Raw genomic sequence first — 25360 nt, 5'->3', positions numbered from 1 at the left:
TAAAATAACGGGGAATAACCTAACTTCACTGCGGATCAACGCCATGCCTGTAACTGACCATTTTCGCCCAACAAATATAGCTTATCGCGGGCAACAACAGGGGTTACAACCATAGGCAGACCGACACGACGTCTGGAAATCATCTGACCATCAGTCGGATCGACTTCGACAACCTCTCCGCGGTTATTAGTAAGGATAAGGCGACCACCAGCAAGGACTGGCCCGTTCCAATTGATCGGCCCTGTTTTTTTAGCCGGATTAGCCCAAGCTTTTAGTTCACTCATCCAGCGGATATGACCTGTTGTCCGTTGAATGGCGAGCAATTTCGCGTCCATCGTCACAACAAAGATCCATTGTCCGGCCACCCATGGGGTCGAAAATCCGGATATGTTAAGTTCCCACAGACGCTGGCTGGTATATAAATCGACGGCGACCATCCGACCACCCTGTCCAACGGCATAGACATGGCCAGAATCAATCACAGGGAAAGCGTCAATATCGGACAAACTACCAACTGTGGTAGAAATACTGGTACGAGACAAGGCATCCTGCCACACCTCGTAGCCATTTTCATAACGATAGGCGTTTAACTCTCCAGAAGAGAATCCGGCAATCACCGTTCCGTGTGAAATAGAAGGCGCGGCAGCACCAAAAATAGCGGTCGTTTCCAAGGTCGCCGCATCAGACCACTGCACTTCACCGGTATCTTCAGACAAAGCAAAAATCTGATTGTCACGAGAAATGACGTATAAATTTCCAAGCCCCACACCTGGAGCGCCACGCAAAGGACCACCAGGACGCTTAATCCAAAGCTGTTTTCCGGTTTTGGCATCGAAAGCGGCCACGTCCCCGATACCGGAGGTCGCAAATAGCCGATCACCGTCAACACTGACACCACCGCCAAACATTGCGGCACCGTTACCGCTGCCCCGCCGTGGTTTTTTATTCTTTATTCTAATCTTTTCGGCTCTCAGCCATAAACTATAGGCTTGTTTGTCCGAACGTTTGGGCGCGGGTAAAGGCTCTTCATTTTCATCATCAATGTGAATGCTCTTGATAATGTCATGGCCATCACCGACCATCTTTTTCCAAAGCAGCTTCCCGCTATCGGCATCAAAAGCATAAAGATGAGCACGGGTATCAACAACGTATAACCGACCATCGGCAATAACAGGGCCTGAGGCCATTCGGGCACGGGTGCTGCCGCCACCGATCTTTGCCTGCCAGATACGGGTCGTAGCCTTACCCAGCGCCAAATGCCCCATTGATTTTTCGGCATTACCACCCGGCTGTTCCCATGCTTCATTCGAGAAGGGATCAGGAACCGTCACGGCAACTGAAGCTAGACCAGGGTCAATATCGACCCCATTTTCGGTCATAAGAATAGGGGTGCGTTCGCCGATAAGCGGAGTTTTCGGCTTATTTTCTTTTGCCATGTTGCAGGACGCGACGGAAAAGACGCAGATACAACCCATTGCAACATGTCTCAACAGACGTGTCTTGCTCAACCAATTTGCCATTAACGTTATCCCCAGCTACTCTTATTTTTTGTCCGACGCTGGTGTCGTTGCTACCGGATTGCCCGGCTTTTCTTTATCGTTACCCAGTATATCGGCGTAAGAATTAGCAAGTGATTTTGCACGCTCACGGATATCTTCAGGAACAGACGTGTCGGAAGCTATTCTCTGATAAATTTTAACAGCCTGTTCCGGTTTATTTTCTTTCAAATAAGCCGCTGCCTGCATTTCGCCGGCACTGCCTAACCAACGGCTACCGGGTGCAACCAAAGGCTGAAGCCGCTTAATCACATTTTCAGGTGGAACCGTATCCATTTCGATCGCGCTTAAATGTAAAGTCGCAACGGCATGTAAGATGTCACCTGCTGCCGGATCATTTAAAACGGTCTGATATAAAGCTGTGGCGCTTTTAACATCGCCTTTGTCAGCAAAAACGCCCGCCTTCAGAAAACGGCCAAGATTGGCATAGACAGGATCACCAGATGCAATCAGCTTGTCCAGCGTAGCAACGTCTTTTACTTGCCCACCTTGGATAACTGGCGCAATCGCTGCAGCCAAAGCATCTCCACGGCTATTGATCGCCTCTTGTTTATGACGATGATATAACCAACAGCCTATGCCACCAATGCCGACCAGCAGCAGAATTGCTATAATAGAGGCCGTAATACACCGACGATGTGTGGCACAAAACGGCTCTTTTGTCTGATCACTCGTTTCAGAAGCCGTCTGTAACGTATTTTGGTTATCGTTGCTGTTATGTGGCAGGTCAGCCAAGATCGTCTCCAACATCAATCAACAGTAACACCTTAAAGCTCAAGGCGAATCAGTTATTTTGAGCCGCTAAGTTTATAGGGTGTCTTTTTGTCTTCACAAAGATTTAAGCAGATAACGTCTCGGATAAAGAGAGAAAGCCGTCAATGGCTGATATTAAGAAATTATCACTTAAATTCTTAGAACGTAGTATCGCCCAATCTATGAACGGACGCTATCTAAAAAATTAATTTTGTGGGGAAATATTCTTGCTTGAACAGCAGAGGCTGCTTTATTGAGGAAAAGCATAAACCCTAAGGAAGCGCCATAAAAAATGGCGCGAGTGACGAGACTCGAACTCGCGACCTCCGGCGTGACAGGCCGGCGCTCTAACCAACTGAGCTACACCCGCTTGGGATGGCCAGTCCTCTAAGCGAGGTTGGCTATGCCGTCAAGAACTATTTGAATTTTTTTTCATTTTTTTCAAAAAAAACAGCTAAATTCGACTTTTGAAGGGGGTAATCAGGCACGCCCTCTTGAGAACAGGCCTTTTTCTAGAAAAATTATAGAAAAAAATAGATCGAGCCGTTATAGCGACCCCACCCTTTCATTGAGTCTTTCAATGACAAAAATTGAAAAATCCATTCGTCCGGATCAAATAACCACTGCAATTTACCGCAGCAAAGAAACGGACAGCCTTGTAAAAAGTTCCGATGGATTGACCAAGGGGAAATAGAGCGCCACCAAGAAGACGGCCACTTAATTCATCCATCTTGGATGCTATTAGGTCGGCAAGACGTGATTATTCTGCTGTCCCAAGATTAACGATATTCTTGCATTATTTATGTGGGTCAGCCGAAAATTGCGCAGGTTATGGAGTTGTCGATGTCCGCTTTAGGACATTTATTTTGTAAAAAATGGGCAAAATTTATTTTACCTGTAGCCGCCATCACCTTTCCGGCACATCAGGCCATAGCTGCCGCCCTTCCTTTGGGCGTAACCTTGGCTAGCAATATTGCGATTGCAAAAAGCCAGCCCGTAGCCAATTCGACTTTTGAGCATAATAACGACACTGTAGCCAATCATGCCCGACAGGCATTGGCCAAATCAGCTGATTATTCTGAAGATAGTGAAAATCTCTCGGCTGATGAATTGGAACAACAATCCGAAGGCACACAAACGATGTGCATGGCCAAAGTTGTTTACCATGAGGCTGCCAATCAGCCCCGTGAAGGCCAGATTGCAATTGCGCAACTGATTTTAAATCGGGCAGAAGCCGGTGGACGTTTCCCGCAAACCGTTTGCGGCGTTACCAATCAACCCGGACAGTTTTTCGATACCACACGTTACACGCCACCTCGTCAGGATCGTCGTTGGCAAAAAGCAATCGAAATCGCTCATGAAGTTTTAACCGGTAGCAGTGAAGACCTTACGAAAGGTGCTTTATTCTATCATGCGAACTCTCAGGCTCCTAACCACTTCTTCAAAACGCGCACGCGCGTTAATGCGTTAGGTAGCCACGTTTTCTATCGTTAATCTTTACGATTCAGGAGGCTGAACAGCCTCCTCACCTTCCTGATTTGAAAAATGAAGCGCTTCTAGCTTCTTCCAATAACGGTGTAGAAAATCTCTCGGCGCAGAAAGACCGGTTTTTACCGTCATATCGCGCCAGCTATCCGCCGTTGCTACAATCGGGGCTGTCCATGCGGTAGGTGCCAAGGCATCTGCCCAATCAGCAACAGCCTCCGCATTTAAAAGTGCCAACAACAAGCTTGCTGTCGAAATAACCATCCCTGTCCATAAGCCAGCCCGTTTCCGGTCATTGATATTGGTCGGTAAGTCTATCGGTGAAAAGTCGTTACGCATCACGTATCATCCCTTCCCTATTAAAACTGGTAATAAATAAAGGGCGCCACGCCTTCGTAGCGCATGGCATCGATAACCAAAATCAAAACAGCAATCGCAATGCCAACAGACCATGCTGGCCAGTTTTTCATTTTTAACGCGATATGAGTCATCGTTTCGCGAGGCAAGAAATGAATCAGAAGCCCGAATAAGACCAAAAGCCCCATTAACGGTGTCACCTGCCCTGCCGTCCATGCACCTTGCATCATATTCTGCAGGTAATTAACCGCCGACGAAAAGCTATCGGCTCTAAAAAATATCCACCCAACAACGACAATATGGAACGTAAAGACAGTTCGTATCCAGACAGGCAAGCTCGGCCAACTTGAGGGCTTTATTCTGCTCCAAAGGCGTTCACAGGCAAGAACACCGCCATGCAGCGCGCCCCAGATAACAAAGGTCATATTGGCACCATGCCATAACCCACCAATCAGCATGGTTATGAAAAGGTTGAAATATGTTCTAAAAGCACCTCGCCGATTACCACCTAACCAACCGATATAGACATAATCACGCAACCATGACGAAAGACTGATATGCCAGCGGCGCCAAAAATCCTGTAATGAGGCGGCTCGATAAGGCTGATTAAAGTTGATTGGGAAACGATAACCTAATAACGCCGCCAACCCGATGGCCATGTCACTATAGGCTGAAAAATCACAATAAATCTGTGCGGCATAACCATAGGCCGCCATAATCAGCTCTAAACGTGAATGGGTTGATGGATCAAAAAAGACTGGATCCACTAATTGCGTTGAAAGTTCCGAAGCAATAACGGCTTTCTTAAACAGCCCCCAAATAATGAGGAGCAAAGCCATTGATATCTTTGACTTTTCAAAAGGCGGTACCGTTTTAAATTGCGGCAAAAGCTCTGATGCCCGAACAATCGGCCCTGCAACCAAATGGGGAAAGAAAGACATTAGCAGCAAAATGTCTCCCAAAGAGGCCGGCGGCACTTTCTTTTTTTCGACATCAACCAGATAAGACATGCCTTGGAAAGTAAAAAAGCTGACCCCGACAGGCAGTACAATTTCCATAAACGGTAAATGCGGGGCATATCCCAACACCCCACAAAAAGCGGCTATCTGGTTGAGCAAAAAAGCATAATATTTAAAGAAAGCCAGAATAGACACGTTGCCGATAATACCGGCAACCATAATCCGCTTACGGGCTTTGCCTTCGTAATGGGATAAAAACGCGGCCATGCCCCAGTTGAATAAAGCAGACAAGATCAACAGGGCTACAAAACGCCAATCCCACCAACCATAGAAAAACCAGCTTGCGATCAACAGCGCTATTTTTCGCCAGTCATTACTGCCTCTAAAACAGCAAGCTATGGAAAAGACGACCAGAAAAAATAAACCAAAAGTCAAAGTCGGAAAAAGCATTCTTGGAACCTAAATCTTGCCCATTAATAATGGGCTCTATCGCGCCGAGGATTGATCCATAGCGTTTTTTATATCGTTATCCAGACGGTTTGCGATAATTTGTCCACCCAAGGATGTATAATGGACATAATCACGCCGCATCAAGGAAGGATAGGCTTTTCCCCAACGAACGGCGGCGCAATCCCCTCCCATACGGGCATGCCAATCCCAAAAGGCAATACCAAGCTGAGAAGCAACCCGCTGTTGAACCCGACGAACCGCAGCAAGACCTGCAGGCGGGAATAACGGATGGGTTGTCACCTTCCAGATGACGTTAGAGGAAGGCACAACATTCGGCAGCGTATTTTGTACTGAATTTGCATCATTCCCCGGAGGCTGGGATACGTCTGGGCCATTTCCATCAGAACCAAAAACGCCTTGCTGGCGAAGCGTCGACATCACAGCATCAACCCCCTTTGGTTGGGCAGCATTGCTGGATGCGGGGTTATGCGTGCTACCAATTGCTGAGTTGGGCATCGTTGTCACAGCAAAATTATCGGAAGGAATCGGCTCGGAACAAAGCGGAGGTGAAACACCGGGTGTATTATGCAGCATTTCCTCACGCCGGCTGGAAGCATCCGGCGCGCCCAACATCAAAATAGGCACATCGCCCGACAAACGGCGTATTCTTGAAATTTGCGCACGCAAAATAGATTCAAAAGCGCTGGGGTCAAAGAAGGGTGAAAAGCCTTCATTTGTGCCGAAAGCCAAAACGATCAAATCAGGGTGATAAACCTTCAATTCTGTTGCAATGACCTGATCGCTACTTCTCTGCAAATGGATTAATTGGGAACCGACAACACCTAAATTAGAAACAGCGACTCCGCCATTATCGCGAAAACTTGCCCAAGATGTTAAGGTGATAGGTCCTTCGGCGGCAACAACATCGGCATGAACCTGCGGCATGTCGCTCGTTAACGTGACGCATTGGGTATGCGACCAATCGCTATTAAAATCGACCCGCTGAAATTGTCCCCCCATCGAGACCACAACAATTCCAGCTCCTGCCTTGGCAAGACCGCAGACCGTAAAGCGGTTGAAAGCTTCTTCAATGCCGCTATCCAATGAAATCTGGGCACCATTTTTATGCGAAGTCAGATTAAAACCGCTAAATCCGACAGGCGGCATATCGCTGCTGTAACGGGAACCAAAAATCGAACCGATATTCCACCCGTCCGACATCGAGACATGCACCCCATGGGCGATATATCCTTTATAAGGAATACCAGGTGCTAAAATTCCACGCCCACCTGATCCATAGCGATTTTGCAGAATAGAACGCCACGCCCCAGAAATAGAATCCCCTGCTGTATGACTGTCTCCAATCTGCAAGATGTGCAGTGGTTTGACATGCTTGCCATGCGGGGCTTCTGCCAATTTTTTGAAAAAAGGCAGGATTACTTCAGGATTTCTTAAAGCGTTCGGCGTTTCGGGGGGCGTGAAAGGCACCCCGATAACAGGAGAGGATGATGCCGATGCCGTAGGCGCAACAGCGCGCGCCACAAAAGCACAGGAAGCGAGAACAGATGTCAGGGCAAGAGCTAATTTTAATGAAATCGGGCGTTTCACCGGTTCACTTCTTTTCCACGGGTCACAGCAGTGGCTGCTTCATTCGAGGCTGGCGTATTCGGCTCTTTCTGACGATGCTGATCAGCAAAATGACGAATTTGCGAAGCCAAGCCACGGCTTAACCTTACATATCCGGTCATTGACATATGCACCCCGTCATTAGCCCGCATCAATGTCATTTTTTTAGATGCCTCATTTACGCCATCCATAAGATAAGGCGAATATTGCCCATTTTCGTCCACTGTTAACGAACGTGTCTCGATAAAGGGAACATTTAACTTGGCCATTTCGGCGGTATAAAAGCTATTCATACTACTGATACTGGCATCAAAATCGGGTTTGCGCATAACGGGCAAACCAACCCAATAAACACTGATCCCCTTTTGTCGCAGCATCGTGACGAAACTTTCTATCCGGTCACCAATGACTTGTCGCCATTCTGCGCTGAGCAAGGGTGCTGCATGATGCCCGACTAAAACGCCTTGAACATCATTCGCACCAAAACAGATAACCGCAATATCCACTGGCTGGCTTACCAAATCAGCCTTTGCCTTTTCTTCGACATTCTGACTTTGATAACGGGTAAAGCCGGTTGATTGCTGGCTGAATTTTAAAACGCGATAGCCTTCTTTGGCGGGCAACAAACGATAAAGAGCCGACCAAAGCCCATCACCATAACTGTCACCGAACACCCCAACTCGCAGGGGTTCACCTTGCGCTAAGCGCTGATTCAAATTTGCGCTTGAGGGTTCGGGAGGTAAAGCCGAATGCGGTGGCACGAAAGGTTTATACGCTTCGCCGGATGTATTCTCCGGTATCGTTGGATTTTCTGCCGCTGTCACAGAATTAGCGACAACAGGTTGATCGGGTTCAGCCTGACCCGTTGTATAACCTTTGTTGTCAAGAGAAGTGACCGACTGGGTAGAGGGCGGCACAGGCACTTCACCGGATTTCCCCGATGAACCGAAAGCGTAGCCTATGGCTGATCCGACCGCGACACCTAATAACAATACAACAGCCCGATCAGCTAAAAAACGCGCTGATTTCATGAAATCTCCCAGTCTCCGGCCTTGGATATCCGATAAGTTATAGTTTCTATCAATGGCGGCTTTTTCTAACAAAAATTTTAAAGAGAGATAGCCCCTCTTTTTATCTTTATAGCCATAAACAGCGATGAATCACAAAAGCGGCCATTTTGGCTAGGTCACAGATAAAATTTGAGTGATTTTTTTGATAAGCTATTTTTATATATTCTATATGTATGGCTACTAAACTTTTTATAACACTATATGTAGAGTCCTACATCTTTTTCAGAATCGACAGGCTAGCATCGCCAGATTCGATCGACATCTCCATTCTACAAAGGAACAGCCATTATGTCCCTGCTTAAGGCATCGCCCGTTTACAAGCCTTTCGAGTATCCATGGGCTTTTGAATTTTGGCAGCGGCAGCAACAGCTTCATTGGCTTCCCGAAGAAGTGCCGCTAGGCGAAGATTGTCGGGATTGGGCGCAAAAGCTCAGCGATCACGAACGCAATTTGTTAACCCAGATTTTCCGTTTCTTTACACAAGCTGATGTCGAAGTGCAGGATTGCTACTTCGATAAATACAGCCGGATTTTCCGCCCGACCGAAGTTAAAATGATGCTGACGGCTTTTAGTAATATGGAAACGGTTCATATTGCAGCCTATTCCCATTTGCTTGATACCATCGGAATGCCCGAAGCCGAATATTCGGCTTTCCTTCAATATAAAGAAATGAAAGACAAACATGATTACCTGGCCACCTTTGATGTGGGCAGTGATCAGGATATTGCCCGCACGCTCGCGATGATGGGTGGTTTCACCGAAGGGCTCCAGCTTTTCGCCAGCTTCGCGATGCTGATGAACTTCCCTCGCTTTAACAAGATGAAGGGCATGGGGCAGATTGTTTCATGGAGCGTTCGTGATGAATCTCTCCATTGCGAAGGCATTATCCGGTTGTTCCATACCTTCTGTCAGGAACGCCAATGCCTGACCAAAGAAGTCAAAGAAGACATCCTCAATGTTTGCCAGAGAACAGTCAGAATTGAAGATGCCTTTATTGATCTGGTTTTCGAAATGGGGCCTGTTGAAGGTATGACCCCGAAAGAAATCAAGAAATATATCCGCTATATTGCGGATTGGCGCTTAAGCCAGCTTGGTCTTTCACCGATTTATATGATCGAAGAACATCCATTGCCCTGGTTGACCCCGCTTTTAAATGGCGTCGAACATGCGAATTTCTTTGAAACCCGCTCAACTGAATATTCCAAAGCCGCCACTAGAGGTGACTGGAATGAAGTTTGGGGTGCATTTGATCAGCGTCGAAGCGCTCAATCGAATATAGCGTCGATTGCAAATGCAGATGATGAAAACGGCTTATTTCCAGCTTAAGACAAAGCTGAATCAAACCCGATGAATCAAGAAAGGCCATGCGTTTGCATGGCCTTTCTTTTGCATTCCAGAGAAAGCGCTTAGAATTTAGTCTTTCATATTACCAGAAACCATCGGAACCACATCAATTACCGGCATATTGGCACGTTCAGCGGCCTCAAATCCGGTCACACTATCCTCAAAAACCAGACATTTTTCTGGCTTAACACCCAATATTTCGGCCGCTTTCAAGAAAATATCCGGTGCTGGTTTCGGTATGCCGATATCGTCAACTGAAAGAACGACATTAAACAAATCGAACAAGCCGACCATTTTCAAGCCTTCGACCAACAAAGCACGCGGTGCACAAGAGGCTACAGCCATAGGAAAAAACCCATAGGCATTACGCGCAATATCAGCGATCGGGGTGATTTCGACAACATGCTGTATGTTGGCAAGATAATGAGTTCTGATCTTCTCGGAAATGGCGGTATGATCGACTTTCTTGCCGATTTTTTCTTCAAAAGCCGAGATCAGATTATCTTCGGAAAATCCGGAACGAGGCTGATACCAGCTATGATCCATGGAATAGCCTAATTCACCCCATGTTGCGCGCCAAGCGCGTTCATAAACGGGCAAACTATTCAACAAAGTGCCATCGCAATCGAAAATCAAAGCGAGAGGGGCTTCGCCTTCCCCCAAATCATTTTGGGCTAAAAAAGCCCATGATTTTTGCCCTGTCATTTCAGCCATCCTTCCTTTTAACCGGTTTTGACCGTTTTTAGTTTGTATTTACCAGACTGAAAAAACGGGCAGCTGCTAGAAAATCACGACGTCGGCGCTTAAGGGCGTTGGCCGCAACTTCATCCTGCCCCCATTGTTCAGCCTGCCATATTTCGTCGATATGAGCGGCATCAAAAGCTTTTTCAGGTGTAATTTCATCTGCCAGTATAGCAAGCGGAATAACCAGTGATCCTGAAATAGTTGATAATTGCGTCAGTGCGACGATCTCAAAATTATTAAAATCGGAAACAGCCGTCCCGATACGTTCCAAGGTTAATTCAGGCTGTTTTTTATGAATAATACCGGCAACCCGATGGAAATGGATATCAAAGCGTTTTTCTGCCCATTCCAGCAAAGGCTCCCATAATTCAATTTCTAAATTGACCAAACTTTGGGGGCTTTCAGCACGGTAACAGGTCACATCGCTTTCCGCGAATTGCCGAATACCAGCGACGAAGTCGTCATATCTGTCCGGCACTAGATCAACCGCCGCATTAGCATAGCCGGTTATAGGCATCGACTCTGGATCTATTTCCTTTGTTTGTTTGCTCCATTCTTCGGCAATGGCTTCAGCCAAAGCGCGAGTCGGCAGAATTAAAGGATTTCTGGCCGGAGTCATGATCTGACGATTATCGAGTTTTACGATAAAGCCGGTTTCTGCATTTTCAACCGCGACTTCTTTATAAAAACGTTTTCTTTTCATGTCAGGAAAACTCGTCTCTTTTCAATTTATGGCTTTTGCCACCTGATCAATATCTGAGGGATCAGCATAATAACGAAACTGGTAACAACCATAGCATCCAGCCACCGTTGATCCCATGGAAAGAAACGGGGCGTCTGCAACAGGAAAATAGCAAAAGTCAGCAATAAAGCCCCAACCACCCGACAAGCTGACAGGACAAACATCCGCCGCCGACAAGCCTTAACAATACCGAAGGCACTTTCCTTCCATTGTCGGCTATTTTCTCCCGCCTGATTTAATTGTCGGGCTATCCGGTTATAGGCATTTTTGGGAATCACGCTGCCACACTTCTTTTGCTATTGCCGGTAGGATAGATAATAAAATGCTATGCTGCACCAAAGCAGCATAGGCAAAGTTCAAAAGCAAAACCAGAAAAAGGACGGCAAACTACCGTTTCCGATCCTGTCCCCGCAGTGAAGAGCGGTTACGTCTTTCCCCTTTTCTTGCTCGACGGCGGTCACGCGCGCGACGTCCCTCGGCAATTTTTTCGGCTTCTTTATCAATGACTTTTTCGCCATTCAGAGGCTGATCATAGCCATTTTCGAGATCAAAACCGAGCAAGCTCATACTTTCCAGAAAATGCTCCGGCAAATCGGCATGCACATCTAGATTGCCGCCATTGGGATGGGGTATAACCAAACGTCTGGCATGAAGATGCATTTTCCGGCTGACACCACCGGTCAAAAAGGCTTCTTTGCCACCATATTTACCATCGCCGACAATCGGAAAGCCAATAGCAGAAAGATGAGCACGCAGCTGATGGGTACGACCAGTCAAAGGCTGTAATTCTAACCAGCATGCTGCATTGCCGGCACGCTCGATAACGCGATAAAGCGTTTTTGCATGCGCACCGTTTTCCTCATCCACATGCATTTTTTCGCCGCCGCTGCCCGGCTGACGTGCCAAAGGCAAATCGATCAGACCTTCGGTAATGGATGGCACACCCACAACCAATGCCCAATAAACTTTATGGGCAGTCCGTCCTGAAAAGGCTTTGGAAAAAATACTGGCATTGTTTGCCGAACGAGCGAGCAGCAGAACACCTGATGTATCTTTATCTAGACGATGCACCAATTTCGGACGTGATGGGGCATCAAACTGCAACCCATCCAATAAACCATCCAAATGGTAATGCGTTTTTGTCCCGCCTTGGGTGGCCAATCCCGCCGGTTTATTCACAACGATTGCGGCATTATCCCGATGGATGACTAAGGAACGCGCAAACTCAACCTCGGCTTCGGATAATTCCGGACGTGACGGTTTTGTCGGGCGATCATTTTGGACATTGGGCTCCGCAGGCGGTACCCGAATGGACTGTCCGGCTAAAATTCTTGATCCGGGGGAAGCCCGATGACCATCCAGACGGATCTGCCCGGTTCTTGTCCAACGCGCTATGCGGGCAAAACCAGTATCCGGTAAATGGCGCTGAAACCAACGATCAAGACGGATACCATCATCGTCATCATCGACGATAAAATTACGAACATTGTCGCTCATTAACCTTCCCCTCCGGCAGGAACAAAATACAGAGTTAAATAAGATAGATTCCGAAATAATAACGTCCGACATCGCTGACCGGATATTTCGGTTTTAACAGGGAAAGGCATAGATATCCTTGGAAGAAAATCTGGAAATAACGGGATTTTATAAAACGATTGGCAAAAATTAGCCAGAGAAAGGCAGCGTCACCGCCCTTCTAAAACAGCATGTCATTTTACCTAATACATTAGAGATGGAACGGCTTTCCCTAGAAAATGCCTCCACCAATAATAAGGCGGAATAAGCCCAGCAAAATAGCCAATATATTAATACGGCGACCACTCATTTTTCTGGAAAGACATCCAATCGCTAAACCGATGACAGGTAACGGGATAATAATCCAGTTCAACCATCCAAAAAAAGGCAGGAAAGCGACAGCAACTGAAATTAAAGAGACAAAACCAATAAGCACCGAAAGTATATTGGCCATAGCTATCTATATCCTGTCTAATTTACGATAATATCAGTGACGATAATCATCGATTATGGCGGAATTATTGATTCCCCAGAATCCTTGGTTCGGGATAAAATTTTCCACCCCATAACAAAAAGGCTATCACTAGCCCAAATACAAAAGGATTTTTATGACCAAGCCGCCTGAATTTTACCTTTTGGGTATAGTGTTATTGCTGGCATTATTACAGATTTTTTTGGCTGCCCATTTCAAGACACGTCAATACGGCTATAAATGGAATGTCGGTACGAGAGACGAAACCCTTCCTCCCCCTTCTCCCATGGCAGGAAGATTAAGCCGCGCTCAGGCCAATCTCTTTGAAACACTTCCCTTATTCATTGGCGCATTACTGGCGAATCTCTATCTCGGGCATAATGGTTATTACAGCGAAATAACGGCGGAATTATATGTCGGTTCTCGCCTGATTTATTTACCACTTTATGCTTTTGGTGTTCCCTATTTACGCAGCATCATATGGATAGCCGGTATTATCGGCCTAATTGGACAGATCATCCTTATTTTTTGTTGAGATTTGGATAGAAACATTTCAATTGGCTGTTCTATTTCTTAATCCTACGCTCATATTTAAGGTTGTAAAAGTAACTCAACAACACATCATTTTTTATGATGCTTAAATAATTTCCGAGCGAGAGGACAAAACAGTGAAACGGTTATCGTTTGCTCTGGCACTCATATTGATGGCGCCTTTATCAGCGGTGCAGGCGCAACCGCCGGGAGGATCACCTCCGCCGAATTACTACGGTGACCGCAATGATGGCAGATATCAGGGGCGGGATAATAGAGATGACCGCGGTGGTTATCGCGGTGGCAACGGTGGTGGCCGTGATGATGGCTATTATGGTCGCGGTGGCGGCGGTGGTCGTCGCGGCGGTGGCTATCGTGACTCCCGTTTAGGCCCCAATGATCGTATATATCGCGGCGGTGATGGCCGTTATTATTGCCATCGCTCTGATGGTACGACCGGTACCATTATTGGTGCGCTGGGTGGCGGCTTACTCGGTGATGTCATCGCGCCGGGTGGTTCCAAGACCATTGGTACCCTTTTGGGCGCAGGTGGTGGCGCTCTTATTGGTCGACAGATTGATCGCAACAAAATCCGTTGCCGTTGATATTATCGTCCGAACAAAACTGATTCCTTCAAACAAGGGCGCATTTTCCAAAATGCGTCCTTTGTTATTTCTATAGCCTTATATTATATTCTATTTCTGCGTTATTCTTATCTTCTCCCCCTTGACCTTCATCTCAGCTTAGGCAAAAGGTTGCCATGCCTTCAGCTAATTTTCGACTAGCCCGCCGTGGACTTCTTTTTGTCATATCCTCACCCTCTGGTGCAGGTAAGTCCACTATTGCCCGTAGAATACTTGCCGATGATGAAGAAATTCATCTGTCGGTCTCTGTTACCACCCGCCCGAAAAGGCCGGGGGAAGTAGATGGCGTTGACTATCATTTCGTCGATGTCCCTACTTTCAAAAACATGGTCGCCGAAAACCAGCTTCTGGAATGGGCACATGTTTTTGATAACCGTTATGGAACACCTCGCGCCCCTGTCGAGGATATGCTTCATAAAGGACAAGACGTTCTTTTTGATATCGACTGGCAAGGTGCGCAGCAACTCTGGCAACAAGCCAGCGGTGACACCATCCGCGTTTATATCCTGCCGCCCTCTTTTGAAGAGTTGGAGCGTCGATTAAGAGGACGTGGAACGGATTCTGAAGAAGTCATCCAGAAAAGAATGGCACGCGCTGCCAGCGAAATCAGTCACTGGGATGGCTATGATTACGTGTTAATCAATGACGATATGGATGAATGCGTTAAGCAAGTAAAAAATATTCTGACGGTCGAAAGAATTAAGCGCCGTCGTCAAATCGGCCTTATCGGCTTTACCCGCAAATTATTGGCACCACCTGAAGACTAGAAATTCCTATCATTTTCCGCTTTTCCGGTATCTTTACCGGAGGGCGGTCAAAACCACTTTGATTAAGCTTTATCTAAATCGCTTTCTAAACTGCCTTTTCATATCCCAACTCTATTTTGATAAGTCTTTATGCCCCTTCGAAATTGGGCATTCTTTCCTAAAAACTGCTTTTATTTCCAGCAGGAAATCACTCCACAATTCGTGATCTAGCTATTTCTGGGTTAATTTAGCTCTTAGATCGAATGATTAAAGATATAAGCCTATTCTGACACGATTTCTTATTTTCAAAACAGATGACCAAAACAACAAAAGGCCGGCATAATACCGACCTTTCATTGAATAATTCTCGCAAGAAAACTTAGTTTTGAGCTTCTCTCAACAGCTGGTTAATGCTGGTCTTTGAACGAGTGCGTTCATCGGCTGTTTTAACAATAACGGCACAATAAAGCGAAGGTCCCGGGCGACCATCCGGCAAAGGCTTACCCGGCAAGCTGCCCGGAACAACCACAGCATAAGGTGGCACTTTACCCATGTGGATTTCGCCAGTTGCACGATCCACGATACGGGTCGAAGCCCCAATAAAGACGCCCATCGACAGAACGGCACCTTCACCAACAGTAACACCTTCGGCAACTTCAGAACGTGCACCGATGAAAGCATTATCACCAATAATAACAGGGCCAGCCTGCAATGGTTCAAGAACGCCGCCGATGCCAGCACCACCTGAAATATGAACATTGGCACCGATCTGAGCGCAAGAACCAACGGTTGCCCATGTATCAACCATGGTGTTTTCGCCAACATAAGCACCGATATTAACAAAGCTCGGCATCAAAACCGCACCTTTTGAAATAAAGGCGCCCCGACGAACAACTGCACCTGGAACAGCACGGAAACCGGCTTTTTGGAACTGCTCTTCGCTCCAATTGGCATATTTCAGCGGCACTTTGTCATAACCACCATTCATTGGTGCATTACCGGTCAGACGGAAAGACAAAAGAACAGCCTTCTTCAACCACTGGTTGACAACCCATTCACCGTTTGCGCCCGGTTCAGCAACGCGCCTTTTACCGGAATCCAATAAGGCCAAAGCTTCTTCAACGGCTTCGGCAATTTCACCACCTGTAGCCGGCGTAATTTTTGCACGGTCTTCAAAGGCTTGGTCGATAATCTTGATAAGATCAGACATCCTGATTTCTTTCTTTATAACAATAAATTGAATTTACGCTGTTATCTCTTTTAACCAAGAACCGACATCATAAATTTCGTAATCAATCTTTTCATGGCCTTCCGTAATATGGCCATCCTGTCCTTTCAATCCATGATTGACCCAAACGGTGGTCATACCCTGATCTTTGGCCGGCAATAAATTACAGGCCATATCGTCAACGAAAAGCGATTGCTCCGGTTCAGCCTGAAACTTCTCTAACATTAGTTGATAACAGGATGGGTCAGGTTTCGGACGATATTGCGAAGAATGAATATCGAAGACTCCTTCGAACACACCGGACAACCCACGGCGCTCTAAAACCTGTTCTGCATAAGGTTGATCGCCATTGGTGAAAATCCATTTCCGCCCCGGTAAATTCTCGATTGATTTTCTCAATTCAAGATCGGGAGACAGGCTGTTCATTTCGATATTATGGACATAGGCCAGATATTCATAAGGATCGATATTGTGATACCGATATAACCCAACCAAAGAGGCACCATATTTCAAATAGTAATCCTGCTGCAATTTCTGGGATTTCTCCAGCGGCAGGTTCAACTTCACCGAAATATAATAAGCCATGCGCTTATCTATATGGGTAAAAAGATCAGCGTCAGGAGGATAAAGCGTATTATCGAGGTCAAAAATCCAATTCTCGATATGCTGTAAACTAGAATTCATAACTGGCGCCTTGTCACTGAGACAATGTAGAAGTCATCAATGTCTGCCTATAACGGCTTGTTTGTCAAAAAGAAAATTCGACAAGGTCTTAACATCTAACAGTTTTCTAAGGAAAACGCGTTTCTTTAATCCATAAAAATAGAATTATCAGACGGTAAAACTTTCGCCACAACCACACATACCGGTCGCGTTTGGATTTTTAAACTGGAAGGCCGCTTGGAAATCATCTTCGATCCAATCCATTTCTGAATCGATCAGATAAAGAAGCGAAGCGTTGTCGATAAACAAAACCGCGTCATCAACAATAATGCGCTCGTCCAATGCTCCAGCTTTATCCGTATATTCAAGGGAATAGCTTAACCCCGAACATCCTTTTTTAGGCGTAGAAAGCTTTACACCAATCGTGCCTTCAGGGGCTTCGGATAACAACTTTTTTATACGGGCTTTTGCACTAGGCGTTAAGGTAATTACAGCAGAAGTATTCGCCATTTCTGCACTCCCTTTAAATCTGTTCGTCGTTATTAAAGAAGCCCTAACTCAAGCTTGGCTTCATCGCTAATGCGATCCATACCCCAAGGCGGATCCCAAACCAGTTCGACTTCGACGGCACCAATACCTTTAATCTGGCCAACCCGTAATTCGATTTCGGCAGGCATTGATCCTGCGACCGGACAATTCGGGGTGGTCAACGTCATTTTGATAACCGCGTGATTGTCATCACCGATTTCAATATCGTAAATCAAACCGAGATCATAAATATTGACCGGAATTTCCGGATCATAAATATCCTTCAAGGTTTCAACGATTTCAGCCTTCAGCTTCTCTTTATCTGGCTTTTCTGCGCCAAAACCTTCCAGATAATCCTGTTTCCGAGCGACTGGTTCGTTTCCAGAAGCCTCTTCTGAAGGTGTTCCCGAAGGTATTTCCGATTCTTGTTCGATATTAGTCATAAGAAAATACTCACTACTCTCGAAAGCCCGGCTGCCAAACGTTCAATGTCTTTTTCTTCATTATAAAGACCAAAGCTGGCTCTTGCCGTCGCAGGCACATTCAAATGAGCCATAAGAGGCTGAGCGCAATGGTGACCGGCTCTAATCGCGACACCCTCTTCATCCAAGATAGTGCCGATATCATGAGGATGAATACCTTCGATCGAAAAACTTAAAATAGCGGCGCTATCATCAGAGCCAAATAAACGGAGTCCTTTGACATCTTTCAAACGCTTTCTCGCAGCTTTGGTCAAAGCGGCTTCATGGCGGGCAAGCGCATCCATGCCGATCTTTTCCAGATAATCAATGGCCGCAGCCATGCCCAAACTACCGACAATATGCGGCGTTCCCGCTTCAAAACGGGCAGGCGGATCCAGATAGGTTGTTTTTTCAAAAGTAACCTGATCGATCATGGCACCACCACCCTGCCAAGGTGCCATTGAAGCTAAAACATCCGATTTAGCCCATAAAACACCAATGCCGGTCGGGCCATAAAGCTTGTGGCCGGAAAAAACAAAAAAATCACATCCGAGTTCAGCGACATCAACCGACAAATGCGGAGCCGACTGGCAACCATCAATCAAAAGCTTGGCACCGACACTATCGGCAATTTTTCTGGCTTTAGAGACATCAAGGACAGAACCCAGCACATTCGATATATGCGCAAGAGAAACCAGTTTATGTTCTGGTCTGATCATGTCAGCCGCCGCATCAAGATCGATCCGATCTTCGTCATCCAAAGGAATGACATCAATCGCAAAACCAATACGATCACGTAAAAGCTGCCATGGCACGATATTGCTATGATGTTCCAATTGGCTGATAAGAATGCGGTCGCCTTGCTTTAAATTGGCCGCGCCCCAAGTCTGGGCAACCAAATTGATCGCTTCTGTCGCACCACGAACAAAGACGATCTCATCGGCTGTTTTGGCGCCAATAAAGCGCGCAATTTTTTCACGTGCCTTTTCATAGGCAATCGTCATATCAGCAGACCGACTATAAACGCCTCTATGCACAGTCGCATAATCGACAGCGTAGGCTTTATAGATAGCGTCTATCACCTCTTTTGGTTTTTGGGCGGTAGCGGCGCTATCCAAATAAGACCAGTTTTCAGGGATAGCCGGAAAATCAGCACGATGCTTGAAATCAGGAATGCTGTCGATCTCTGCTAACGAGCTCATCATTTTTCTCCTGCCCAATGTTCTGTATCATGCAGCCATGTCGAATATAAAAGGCTATCCGGCTTCGAAATAAAGGCTTCCATGACAAAAGACTGAATCAAAAGGTCTTTAGCCTCTTCTGGGTCAATACCACGGGATTCCAGATAAAACAGTGCCTGTGGGTCAAGTTCACCAACGGCAGCACCATGGGCGCATTTAACGTCGTCGGCGTAAATTTCCAGCTCCGGCTTCATATTAACCGTCGCATCGCGAGATAAGAGCAAACCTTTCAAAGATTGCTCGCCATCACTCTTCTGGGCAGAGGATGCAACTTCTGTCCGAACCGCCAAACTAACCGTTGATTGATCGTCAGCTAACGCTCTTAATTTCTGACGGCTCTGGCACCCTTCAGCAATATGACGAGTGATAATCATGATATCATGACGCTGCTTTTCTCTTGCCAGAAATGCGCCACCGCTCATTAATTCTGCACCGGATGCATTTAGATCAAAACGTTGATCTATCCGACTATCGGCACCTTTGTTGCCAATCCAATCGGTTATCAGGCAAGCTTTTTCACCAAGGCTGCCTTCTTCGATCAAGGACGTAAAACCGCCTTCGCAGGACAAACGCGCCAAACGCTGCAAGCGAGCATTCTCACCGAGGTCAAAATAGGAAAAACGGTTACTCCAGCCCTGCCCTGCATAAGTCTCAACCAAGGTCGCCGAAACATTTTTAGCCAGTCGGATGGATGAAGGCATATGATATGCCCCGCCACTACCCAAATACAAAATTTCGATAGGTTCAGCGCAAGTTTCTTCGAGATTGAGCGTCCAGCCGATCTGACCATTGGTCATTTTCCCCAATGGGTTTTGGCTTTTTTCTGTAACCGCTTCAACTTTGACAGGGCCTGCATGGCTAGCTTCTGCCTGATATACTCCATCCACAAATAACAATTTGGGGCCCGTCAAACCTGACCAGAAAGAAGACTGATTAGGTAACGGAAACTGCCCATGCTCTTCGCCTGACAAGGCTTCCAAAGCATTCAAACGAGACCAATGCCAATCCTCGTTATGCGGTGAAGGCAGCGTTAAAACAGGTTTTGCAACTGCATCCCCCCTGCTTTCTTCGACTTTCGTCATGCTACCAACTCCCCGTAACCTTCCCGTTCCAGTTCCAAAGCTAATTCAGGGCCACCGGAACGGACAATCTGCCCTTTGGCCAAGACATGGACAAAATCGGGCTTCACATGGTCAAGCAAACGTTGATAATGGGTAATTAACAAAACCGAGCGATCCGGCTGCCGCATAACGCGATTGATGCTTTCACTGACAATCCGCAAAGCATCGATATCCAGACCCGAATCGGTTTCATCCAGAATAGCCAATTTGGGCTGCAAAACGGCCATTTGCATCATTTCGTTGCGCTTCTTTTCGCCGCCTGAAAAGCCAACATTAACCGGACGTTTTAACATCTCGGGATTAATCCCCAAGGCTTTGGCTTCTTTACTTGCAATCTTGATGAATTCTCCGGCAGAAATTTCATCTTCCCCACGGGTTTTCCGCTGGGCATTGGCGGCAGCTCTCAAAAAATGAAGGTTCGAAACGCCTGCAATCTCAACCGGATATTGGAATCCTAAAAACAAGCCAGCAGCGGCGCGCTCATGGGGCTCCATATCAAACAGGTTCTTGCCCATGAAAAGTGCTGAACCATCGGTCACAGTATAACCGGGCTTACCGGACAGAACATAGGAAAGAGTGGATTTACCCGCCCCGTTTGGCCCCATGATGGCGTGGATTTCTCCGGCACCTATCTCAAGATTCAAGCCTTTAAGAATCTGCTTGTTATCGACTTCAGCGCGAAGATTACGAATTTCTAACAACTTACTCATTGAATTATCTCCTGTTAGCCAACCGCACCCTCAAGGCTGATCCCCAATAATTTTTGGGCTTCGATTGCAAATTCCATCGGCAGTTTTTGTAAAACATCACGAGCAAAACCATTGACGATCAAGGCCACGGCCTCATCTTCATTCAGCCCACGCTGTCTGGCATAGAAAAGTTCATCATCAGAAATCTTCGAGGTGGTCGCTTCATGCTCGACTTTGGCAGAAGGATTTTTGACCTCGATATAGGGAACTGTATGCGCTCCGCATTTATCCCCAATCAGCAGGGAGTCGCACCGGGTAAAGTTACGGACATTCTCGGCGGCACCACCGACCTTCACCAGACCACGATAGGTATTGTCGGAATGACCGGCAGAAATACCCTTTGAAATAATGGTGGAACGACTGTTCTTGCCGATATGCACCATTTTCGTGCCGGTATCAGCCTGCTGGTAATTATTAGTCAGGGCAACTGAATAGAATTCCCCAACCGATTCCTCCCCTTTAAGAATACAAGAAGGATATTTCCAGGTAATCGCAGAACCCGTTTCAACCTGCGTCCAACTGACTTTGGAACGGGCACCATCGCATAGCGCCCTCTTGGTCACAAAATTATAGATACCACCACGGCCATTCTCGTCACCGGGATACCAGTTTTGCACCGTTGAATAGCGAACTTCGGCATCTTCATGGACAAAGATTTCAACAACCGCCGCATGAAGCTGATTTTCATCCCGTTGCGGTGCCGTGCATCCTTCCAGATAAGAGACATAAGCCCCTTTATCTGCGACGATCAGAGTTCTTTCAAACTGTCCGGTATTTGCGGCATTAATCCGAAAGTAAGTCGATAATTCCATCGGACAGCGCACGCCCTCCGGAATATAGACAAAGGTTCCATCCGAAAAAACAGCACTATTGAGGGCAGAGAAATAGTTATCTCTAACTGGGACAATCCGTCCTAAATAACGTTTTACCAAATCAGGATAGGTTCGAATTGCCTCTGAAATAGACAGAAAAACAACGCCCACTTCCTGCAATTTTTCACGAAAAGTTGTCGCCACAGAAACGGAGTCAAAAACAGCATCGACAGCCACTTCACGCGCGCCAGAGACACCGGCCAGAACCTTCTGCTCTTCAATCGGAATACCTAACTTTTCATAGGTTTTTCTGATTTCAGGATCAATTTCATCCAAAGACTCAATCTTTGGCTTGGCTTTAGGCGCGGCATAGTAATAGGCGTCCTGATAATCGATTTCAGGCAGCTTCAATTTTGCCCAATGGGGCATCTCCATTTCTTGCCAGCGCTTATAGGCTTCTAATCGCCATTGCAGCATCCATTCGGGCTCGTTTTTCTTGGCCGAAATAAAACGGACGATATCCTCGTTTAATCCCTTTGGGGCGAATTCCTGATCTACATCAGATGAAAAGCCCCATTCATAACGGTCATTGCGGGCTAATGCTTCCAGTGCAGCTTCGTTTTTTGTCTCACTCATTATGATGCTCCCGCAAGACTTTTAAGACTTATACTTTCAAGGGCATTTCTGACGGTGCGGTTTACTTCAGGCCAGCGTGGACGCATCTCGCATTCGGCAGAAAATTTACAAAGAGGTTCTTTGTTCTCACATGACGACATAGCGATCGGCCCTTCTATGGCTTCAACAACATCTGCAAGGCTAATATCTTCCGCTGGACGCGCCAATGTGAAACCACCACCCATTCCTCGTAAAGAAATCAACAGATGGGCCGCCGCCAACCGTCCCATCAGTTTTTGCACAGTCGGTAATGGCAGCCCTGTTTTTTCGGCCATAGTCAATGTCGTCAAACATTTCGTGCTCGCGCCATGATTTACAACCTGACGAAGTACAACGACTGCATAATCTGTCAGATTAGAAAGACGCATAGTAACCAAAAACCCTGACTTTAAAATAATCTTTTTTCAAAAAAACAGAAAAAAGTAATATTTTTTTACAAGACCAAACCGAATCAAAAACAAGACCAAATTTGTCTGATTAAGCATGGAGATAGTTGATATGATCGTCAAGGTCAGCTAATTTGATTACAGCGATCGAAAAAACATATATGCGTTTTGGATAAAAATTCATGAGTAAAAAAATTAAAAAATTTATGTAAAAATTAAAAAAATAAAAAATACATATTTTTTACCAAGAAAAATTAAACAATATCACTGATATGTACTTTTATTTTTACAAATATTTAAAAAATTAACTTATCCAACGACATGTTTATTTGCATTTTTACTTACATGAAAAAACGGCAAAAATTTCATGAATAATGATATAAAATCAAACCGTTTTGTTCTAAAATGAATTAAAGACTATTAAATATCGAGGATAGCCTTTAACGCGCGCCATTATTATCCGGATTTTAATCAAAGAGCTATTATGACTGCACCTGAACTTCGTCCGAAATCTTGGATTGACAGTATCGCGCCTTACATTCCGGGATCATCCAAAACATTGGATGGCCGTCCGGCTGTAAAGCTTTCATCCAATGAAAACCCACTAGGCACCAGCCACAAGGCTCAAGATGCCTATCTGCAATCTGCAGATGACCTTTCTCTTTACCCTGATAGTGGGGCAACTGCCCTGCGTGAGGCCATTGGCTCTTGCTATAACCTCGATCCGGCTCGGATTATTCATGGTACGGGCTCGGATGAAATTCTGCATTTGGCAGCAGGGGCCTATGCCGGACAGGATGACGAGGTTCTATACCCCAGATATAGCTTTTCTGTTTATCCTCTCGCGGCCAGACGTGTCGGCGCAACGCCGGTCGAAGCCCCTGATGATGACTATCGCTGCTCTGTTGATGCCTTGCTAAAGGCGGTCACGCCACGAACACGGGTTGTCTTCATTGCCAATCCGAATAATCCGACCGGAACGTGGATCACCAAAGCAGAAGTAGAAAAGCTTTATAACGGCTTACCGCGCAACTGCTTGCTCGTTATTGATCAGGCCTATGCCGAATATCTTGATCCTGAATGTGACGATGGGGCATTGGCACTTGCCAAAAATGCACGGAATGTGCTGGTCACACGCACCTTTTCAAAGATCTACGGATTGGCAGCGGAACGTATCGGTTGGGGCTATGCTTGCCCTGAAATCATTGATGCGCTCAACCGGATACGTGCGCCTTTCAACGTCACCATCGCTGGACAAAGAGCTGCATTAGCGGCCCTTCAAGATCAAGAGTTCATCCAAAACAGCTTCAAGCATAACAAAAAATGGCGCGGCTGGTTTGAAAACGAAATGGCACAGCTTAGCAATGCTGGCATTCGTGTTATTCCTTCTTCTGCCAACTTCTCCCTGTTGCTGTTTGAAGGCATGGTAAACGCCGAAACCGCCTATAAAGCTTTGATGGATCAAGGCTACATTACAAGATGGTTGCCGGGACAACGCCTGCCCCACGCTTTACGTATTACCATTGGCAGCGAACAACATATGCGAGACGTTGCCCGTATTTTAACTTCCTTGGTTAGACAGGCGCTCTAGTGACGGCTTTCAAGCATATTGCCATTATTGGATTAGGACTGATAGGATCATCTCTCGCACGGGCAACCAAGACATATTGCCCTGATATTACGGTCAGTCTCTATGATAATGCAGAATCTGTTCGAGAAAGAGCAAGCGTGCTCAAACTTGGGGACGTGGTCGCAGATGATATCCAAGAGGCTGTCTGCGGCGCTGATCTAGTTCTGCTATGCGTGCCTGTAAGGGCTATGGGCACGGTCGCGGCAGAAATGGCTCCGGCTTTAAAAAAAGACGTTATTATCTGCGATACTGGCTCGGTAAAAGTGAGCGTTGCTAAAACGCTTCAAGATACATTACCTGACCATGTGATCGTTCCCAGCCATCCCTTGGCAGGAACAGAAAATAATGGCCCTGATGCCGGCTTTGCGCAGCTATTTCAGGGTCATCCCGTTATTCTGACCCCAGATTCCCATACTCCAGCACAGGCGATTGCCCATATTGCCGAATATTGGGAAGATATAGGCGGTCGGGTTAATTTGATGTCCGCTGAACATCATGATCACGTTCTGGCATTAACCAGCCATTTGCCCCATGTCATTGCTTATCAGCTTATTGGTATGGTCTCTGGCTATGAAGAAAAAAGCCGAACGCCGATCATGCGCTATTCGGCAGGCAGCTTTCGGGACGCAACACGGGTAGCGGCTTCTGAACCTCGCATTTGGCAAGATATTATGCTAGAAAATGCACCAGCACTTTTACCGGTGCTAGACCATTTCATCGCTGATCTTACCCGCATTCGGACAGCCATTGCCTCCCAAGATGGTGATTATCTTCTTGATCATTTCAAGCATTCACAAAAAGCCCGCTTGTCATTGAACAAGGATCATGAAATCCACCATCCTTAAAATCTGGTAACAACCCTATCACGCCAA

The 25360-nt window shown here is 46.4% G+C and carries 27 protein-coding genes and 1 tRNA gene; 7 read left to right on the top strand and 21 right to left on the bottom strand.

Annotated elements, in window-relative coordinates; translation table 11 throughout:
* Positions 1 to 35: 35 nt before the first annotated feature.
* From FBY58_RS02400 to FBY58_RS02390, 3 genes are all read right to left on the bottom strand, one after another.
* On the bottom strand, positions 36 to 1520 hold the full coding sequence (locus tag FBY58_RS02400) for a PQQ-binding-like beta-propeller repeat protein (protein WP_141919323.1): 1485 nt from the start codon (positions 1518 to 1520) through the stop codon (positions 36 to 38).
* A 21-nt stretch (positions 1521 to 1541) separates the two neighbouring features.
* A complete protein-coding gene (locus FBY58_RS02395) occupies positions 1542 to 2306 on the bottom strand; it encodes a tetratricopeptide repeat protein (protein WP_141919322.1) in 765 nt (254 codons plus the stop codon).
* A gap of 296 nt (positions 2307 to 2602) precedes the next feature.
* A tRNA-Asp gene (locus FBY58_RS02390) sits at positions 2603 to 2679 on the bottom strand.
* Between the two features lie 473 nt (positions 2680 to 3152).
* Between FBY58_RS02390 and FBY58_RS02385 the strand changes: the two genes are divergently transcribed.
* Positions 3153 to 3803 (top strand): cell wall hydrolase, encoded by a 651-nt coding sequence (locus FBY58_RS02385; RefSeq protein ID WP_141919321.1) that lies wholly within the window; start codon positions 3153 to 3155, stop codon positions 3801 to 3803.
* A gap of 3 nt (positions 3804 to 3806) precedes the next feature.
* Here the strand turns inward: FBY58_RS02385 and FBY58_RS02380 are convergent, their stop codons facing one another.
* From FBY58_RS02380 to FBY58_RS02365, 4 genes are read right to left on the bottom strand one after another with little or no spacing between them, the layout of a single operon-like run.
* Positions 3807 to 4133 (bottom strand): hypothetical protein, encoded by a 327-nt coding sequence (locus FBY58_RS02380; protein WP_141920595.1) that lies wholly within the window; start codon positions 4131 to 4133, stop codon positions 3807 to 3809.
* 20 nt (positions 4134 to 4153) lie between these two features.
* Positions 4154 to 5560, bottom strand: coding sequence for an MBOAT family protein (locus FBY58_RS02375; RefSeq protein WP_141919320.1), 1407 nt, complete (start codon positions 5558 to 5560; stop codon positions 4154 to 4156).
* Positions 5561 to 5596: 36 nt separating this feature from the next.
* Positions 5597 to 7168 (bottom strand): SGNH/GDSL hydrolase family protein, encoded by a 1572-nt coding sequence (locus FBY58_RS02370; RefSeq protein ID WP_141919319.1) that lies wholly within the window; start codon positions 7166 to 7168, stop codon positions 5597 to 5599.
* Entirely contained in the window at positions 7165 to 8217 is a 1053-nt protein-coding gene (locus FBY58_RS02365) for an SGNH family hydrolase (RefSeq protein WP_141919318.1), read from the bottom strand. Before FBY58_RS02365 ends, FBY58_RS02370 begins: the two co-directional genes overlap by 4 nt.
* 327 nt (positions 8218 to 8544) lie before the next feature.
* On the opposite strand from FBY58_RS02365, the gene FBY58_RS02360 reads away from it, so the two are divergent.
* Complete coding sequence (locus FBY58_RS02360) at positions 8545 to 9582, top strand: ribonucleotide-diphosphate reductase subunit beta (protein WP_141919317.1); 1038 nt, start codon at positions 8545 to 8547, stop codon at positions 9580 to 9582.
* A gap of 87 nt (positions 9583 to 9669) precedes the next feature.
* On the opposite strand, the gene FBY58_RS02355 is transcribed toward FBY58_RS02360, so the two are convergent.
* From FBY58_RS02355 to FBY58_RS02335, 5 genes are all read right to left on the bottom strand, one after another.
* The gene (locus tag FBY58_RS02355; RefSeq protein WP_260432035.1) at positions 9670 to 10314 is read right to left on the bottom strand and encodes an HAD family phosphatase; all 645 of its coding nucleotides are present in this window, start codon (positions 10312 to 10314) and stop codon (positions 9670 to 9672) included.
* Positions 10315 to 10342: 28 nt separating this feature from the next.
* Entirely contained in the window at positions 10343 to 11047 is a 705-nt protein-coding gene (locus FBY58_RS02350) for an ATP12 family chaperone protein (protein WP_141919316.1), read from the bottom strand.
* A 26-nt stretch (positions 11048 to 11073) separates the two neighbouring features.
* On the bottom strand, positions 11074 to 11364 hold the full coding sequence (locus FBY58_RS02345; protein ID WP_141919315.1) for a hypothetical protein: 291 nt from the start codon (positions 11362 to 11364) through the stop codon (positions 11074 to 11076).
* 109 nt (positions 11365 to 11473) lie between these two features.
* On the bottom strand, positions 11474 to 12583 hold the full coding sequence (locus tag FBY58_RS02340; protein ID WP_141919314.1) for an RluA family pseudouridine synthase: 1110 nt from the start codon (positions 12581 to 12583) through the stop codon (positions 11474 to 11476).
* A 250-nt stretch (positions 12584 to 12833) separates the two neighbouring features.
* Positions 12834 to 13055, bottom strand: coding sequence for a DUF2207 domain-containing protein (locus FBY58_RS02335; RefSeq protein ID WP_141919313.1), 222 nt, complete (start codon positions 13053 to 13055; stop codon positions 12834 to 12836).
* A 154-nt stretch (positions 13056 to 13209) separates the two neighbouring features.
* On the opposite strand from FBY58_RS02335, the gene FBY58_RS02330 reads away from it, so the two are divergent.
* From FBY58_RS02330 to gmk, 3 genes are all read left to right on the top strand, one after another.
* Positions 13210 to 13608: an MAPEG family protein gene (locus FBY58_RS02330; RefSeq protein WP_141919312.1), complete on the top strand. Its 399-nt coding sequence runs from the start codon at positions 13210 to 13212 to the stop codon at positions 13606 to 13608.
* Between the two features lie 133 nt (positions 13609 to 13741).
* Complete coding sequence (locus FBY58_RS02325; protein WP_141919311.1) at positions 13742 to 14209, top strand: glycine zipper 2TM domain-containing protein; 468 nt, start codon at positions 13742 to 13744, stop codon at positions 14207 to 14209.
* A 155-nt stretch (positions 14210 to 14364) separates the two neighbouring features.
* Entirely contained in the window at positions 14365 to 15015 is a 651-nt protein-coding gene (gmk, locus tag FBY58_RS02320; protein WP_141919310.1) for a guanylate kinase, read from the top strand.
* Positions 15016 to 15373: 358 nt separating this feature from the next.
* On the opposite strand, the gene dapD is transcribed toward gmk, so the two are convergent.
* The 9 genes from dapD to FBY58_RS02275 all read right to left on the bottom strand — a co-directional run bounded on the left by dapD (position 15374) and on the right by FBY58_RS02275 (position 22840).
* On the bottom strand, positions 15374 to 16204 hold the full coding sequence (dapD, locus tag FBY58_RS02315) for a 2,3,4,5-tetrahydropyridine-2,6-dicarboxylate N-succinyltransferase (protein WP_141919309.1): 831 nt from the start codon (positions 16202 to 16204) through the stop codon (positions 15374 to 15376).
* Between the two features lie 33 nt (positions 16205 to 16237).
* Positions 16238 to 16906, bottom strand: coding sequence for a pyrimidine 5'-nucleotidase (locus FBY58_RS02310; protein WP_141919308.1), 669 nt, complete (start codon positions 16904 to 16906; stop codon positions 16238 to 16240).
* 147 nt (positions 16907 to 17053) lie between these two features.
* Positions 17054 to 17395, bottom strand: coding sequence for an iron-sulfur cluster assembly accessory protein (locus FBY58_RS02305; RefSeq protein ID WP_141919307.1), 342 nt, complete (start codon positions 17393 to 17395; stop codon positions 17054 to 17056).
* A 32-nt stretch (positions 17396 to 17427) separates the two neighbouring features.
* Complete coding sequence (locus FBY58_RS02300) at positions 17428 to 17856, bottom strand: SUF system Fe-S cluster assembly protein (RefSeq protein ID WP_141919306.1); 429 nt, start codon at positions 17854 to 17856, stop codon at positions 17428 to 17430.
* Positions 17853 to 19076 (bottom strand): aminotransferase class V-fold PLP-dependent enzyme, encoded by a 1224-nt coding sequence (locus tag FBY58_RS02295; protein WP_185738189.1) that lies wholly within the window; start codon positions 19074 to 19076, stop codon positions 17853 to 17855. The genes FBY58_RS02300 and FBY58_RS02295 overlap by 4 nt, the downstream gene beginning before the upstream one ends.
* Positions 19076 to 20197: a SufD family Fe-S cluster assembly protein gene (locus FBY58_RS02290; RefSeq protein WP_141919304.1), complete on the bottom strand. Its 1122-nt coding sequence runs from the start codon at positions 20195 to 20197 to the stop codon at positions 19076 to 19078. Before FBY58_RS02290 ends, FBY58_RS02295 begins: the two co-directional genes overlap by 1 nt.
* The gene (gene sufC / locus FBY58_RS02285) at positions 20194 to 20946 is read right to left on the bottom strand and encodes a Fe-S cluster assembly ATPase SufC (RefSeq protein WP_141919303.1); all 753 of its coding nucleotides are present in this window, start codon (positions 20944 to 20946) and stop codon (positions 20194 to 20196) included. The genes FBY58_RS02290 and sufC overlap by 4 nt, the downstream gene beginning before the upstream one ends.
* A gap of 14 nt (positions 20947 to 20960) precedes the next feature.
* Positions 20961 to 22433 carry a Fe-S cluster assembly protein SufB gene (sufB, locus tag FBY58_RS02280; RefSeq protein WP_141919302.1) on the bottom strand — a complete coding sequence of 491 codons (1473 nt, stop codon included), beginning with the start codon at positions 22431 to 22433 and terminating at the stop codon, positions 20961 to 20963.
* The gene (locus FBY58_RS02275; protein WP_141919301.1) at positions 22433 to 22840 is read right to left on the bottom strand and encodes an SUF system Fe-S cluster assembly regulator; all 408 of its coding nucleotides are present in this window, start codon (positions 22838 to 22840) and stop codon (positions 22433 to 22435) included. The genes sufB and FBY58_RS02275 overlap by 1 nt, the downstream gene beginning before the upstream one ends.
* Positions 22841 to 23339: 499 nt before the next feature.
* On the opposite strand from FBY58_RS02275, the gene hisC reads away from it, so the two are divergent.
* Together hisC and tyrC are read left to right on the top strand one after the other, a co-directional pair.
* Positions 23340 to 24449 carry a histidinol-phosphate transaminase gene (hisC, locus tag FBY58_RS02270; protein ID WP_141919300.1) on the top strand — a complete coding sequence of 370 codons (1110 nt, stop codon included), beginning with the start codon at positions 23340 to 23342 and terminating at the stop codon, positions 24447 to 24449.
* Positions 24449 to 25333, top strand: coding sequence for a cyclohexadienyl dehydrogenase (gene tyrC / locus FBY58_RS02265; protein WP_141919299.1), 885 nt, complete (start codon positions 24449 to 24451; stop codon positions 25331 to 25333). The genes hisC and tyrC overlap by 1 nt, the downstream gene beginning before the upstream one ends.
* Positions 25334 to 25360: the final 27 nt, after the last annotated feature.

This window comes from Zymomonas mobilis (assembly GCF_006715975.1).
GTDB classification, from domain to species: domain Bacteria; phylum Pseudomonadota; class Alphaproteobacteria; order Sphingomonadales; family Sphingomonadaceae; genus Zymomonas; species Zymomonas mobilis_B.
Note: the sequence above shows the minus strand (reverse complement) of the source record. Positions and strands in the feature narration are given on the sequence as shown.

Bases quoted from the DNA above. Each gene is read 5' to 3' on its own strand.
- sufB (WP_141919302.1), bottom strand. From the start codon at position 22,433: ATGAGTGAGACAAAAAACGAAGCTGCACTGGAAGCATTAGCCCGCAAT.
- FBY58_RS02295 (WP_185738189.1), bottom strand. From the start codon at position 19,076: ATGAGCTCGTTAGCAGAGATCGACAGCATTCCTGATTTCAAGCATCGT.
- sufC (WP_141919303.1), bottom strand. From the start codon at position 20,946: ATGAGTAAGTTGTTAGAAATTCGTAATCTTCGCGCTGAAGTCGATAAC.
- FBY58_RS02340 (WP_141919314.1), bottom strand. From the start codon at position 12,583: ATGAGCGACAATGTTCGTAATTTTATCGTCGATGATGACGATGATGGT.
- FBY58_RS02375 (WP_141919320.1), bottom strand. From the start codon at position 5,560: ATGCTTTTTCCGACTTTGACTTTTGGTTTATTTTTTCTGGTCGTCTTT.
- FBY58_RS02310 (WP_141919308.1), bottom strand. From the start codon at position 16,906: ATGAATTCTAGTTTACAGCATATCGAGAATTGGATTTTTGACCTCGAT.
- FBY58_RS02300 (WP_141919306.1), bottom strand. From the start codon at position 17,856: ATGACTAATATCGAACAAGAATCGGAAATACCTTCGGGAACACCTTCA.
- FBY58_RS02385 (WP_141919321.1), top strand. From the start codon at position 3,153: ATGTCCGCTTTAGGACATTTATTTTGTAAAAAATGGGCAAAATTTATT.
- FBY58_RS02350 (WP_141919316.1), bottom strand. From the start codon at position 11,047: ATGAAAAGAAAACGTTTTTATAAAGAAGTCGCGGTTGAAAATGCAGAA.
- FBY58_RS02275 (WP_141919301.1), bottom strand. From the start codon at position 22,840: ATGCGTCTTTCTAATCTGACAGATTATGCAGTCGTTGTACTTCGTCAG.
- FBY58_RS02360 (WP_141919317.1), top strand. From the start codon at position 8,545: ATGTCCCTGCTTAAGGCATCGCCCGTTTACAAGCCTTTCGAGTATCCA.
- FBY58_RS02400 (WP_141919323.1), bottom strand. From the start codon at position 1,520: ATGGCAAATTGGTTGAGCAAGACACGTCTGTTGAGACATGTTGCAATG.
- gmk (WP_141919310.1), top strand. From the start codon at position 14,365: ATGCCTTCAGCTAATTTTCGACTAGCCCGCCGTGGACTTCTTTTTGTC.
- FBY58_RS02365 (WP_141919318.1), bottom strand. From the start codon at position 8,217: ATGAAATCAGCGCGTTTTTTAGCTGATCGGGCTGTTGTATTGTTATTA.
- FBY58_RS02380 (WP_141920595.1), bottom strand. From the start codon at position 4,133: ATGCGTAACGACTTTTCACCGATAGACTTACCGACCAATATCAATGAC.
- FBY58_RS02395 (WP_141919322.1), bottom strand. From the start codon at position 2,306: ATGTTGGAGACGATCTTGGCTGACCTGCCACATAACAGCAACGATAAC.
- FBY58_RS02290 (WP_141919304.1), bottom strand. From the start codon at position 20,197: ATGACGAAAGTCGAAGAAAGCAGGGGGGATGCAGTTGCAAAACCTGTT.
- FBY58_RS02355 (WP_260432035.1), bottom strand. From the start codon at position 10,314: ATGGCTGAAATGACAGGGCAAAAATCATGGGCTTTTTTAGCCCAAAAT.
- FBY58_RS02335 (WP_141919313.1), bottom strand. From the start codon at position 13,055: ATGGCCAATATACTTTCGGTGCTTATTGGTTTTGTCTCTTTAATTTCA.
- FBY58_RS02330 (WP_141919312.1), top strand. From the start codon at position 13,210: ATGACCAAGCCGCCTGAATTTTACCTTTTGGGTATAGTGTTATTGCTG.
- dapD (WP_141919309.1), bottom strand. From the start codon at position 16,204: ATGTCTGATCTTATCAAGATTATCGACCAAGCCTTTGAAGACCGTGCA.
- FBY58_RS02305 (WP_141919307.1), bottom strand. From the start codon at position 17,395: ATGGCGAATACTTCTGCTGTAATTACCTTAACGCCTAGTGCAAAAGCC.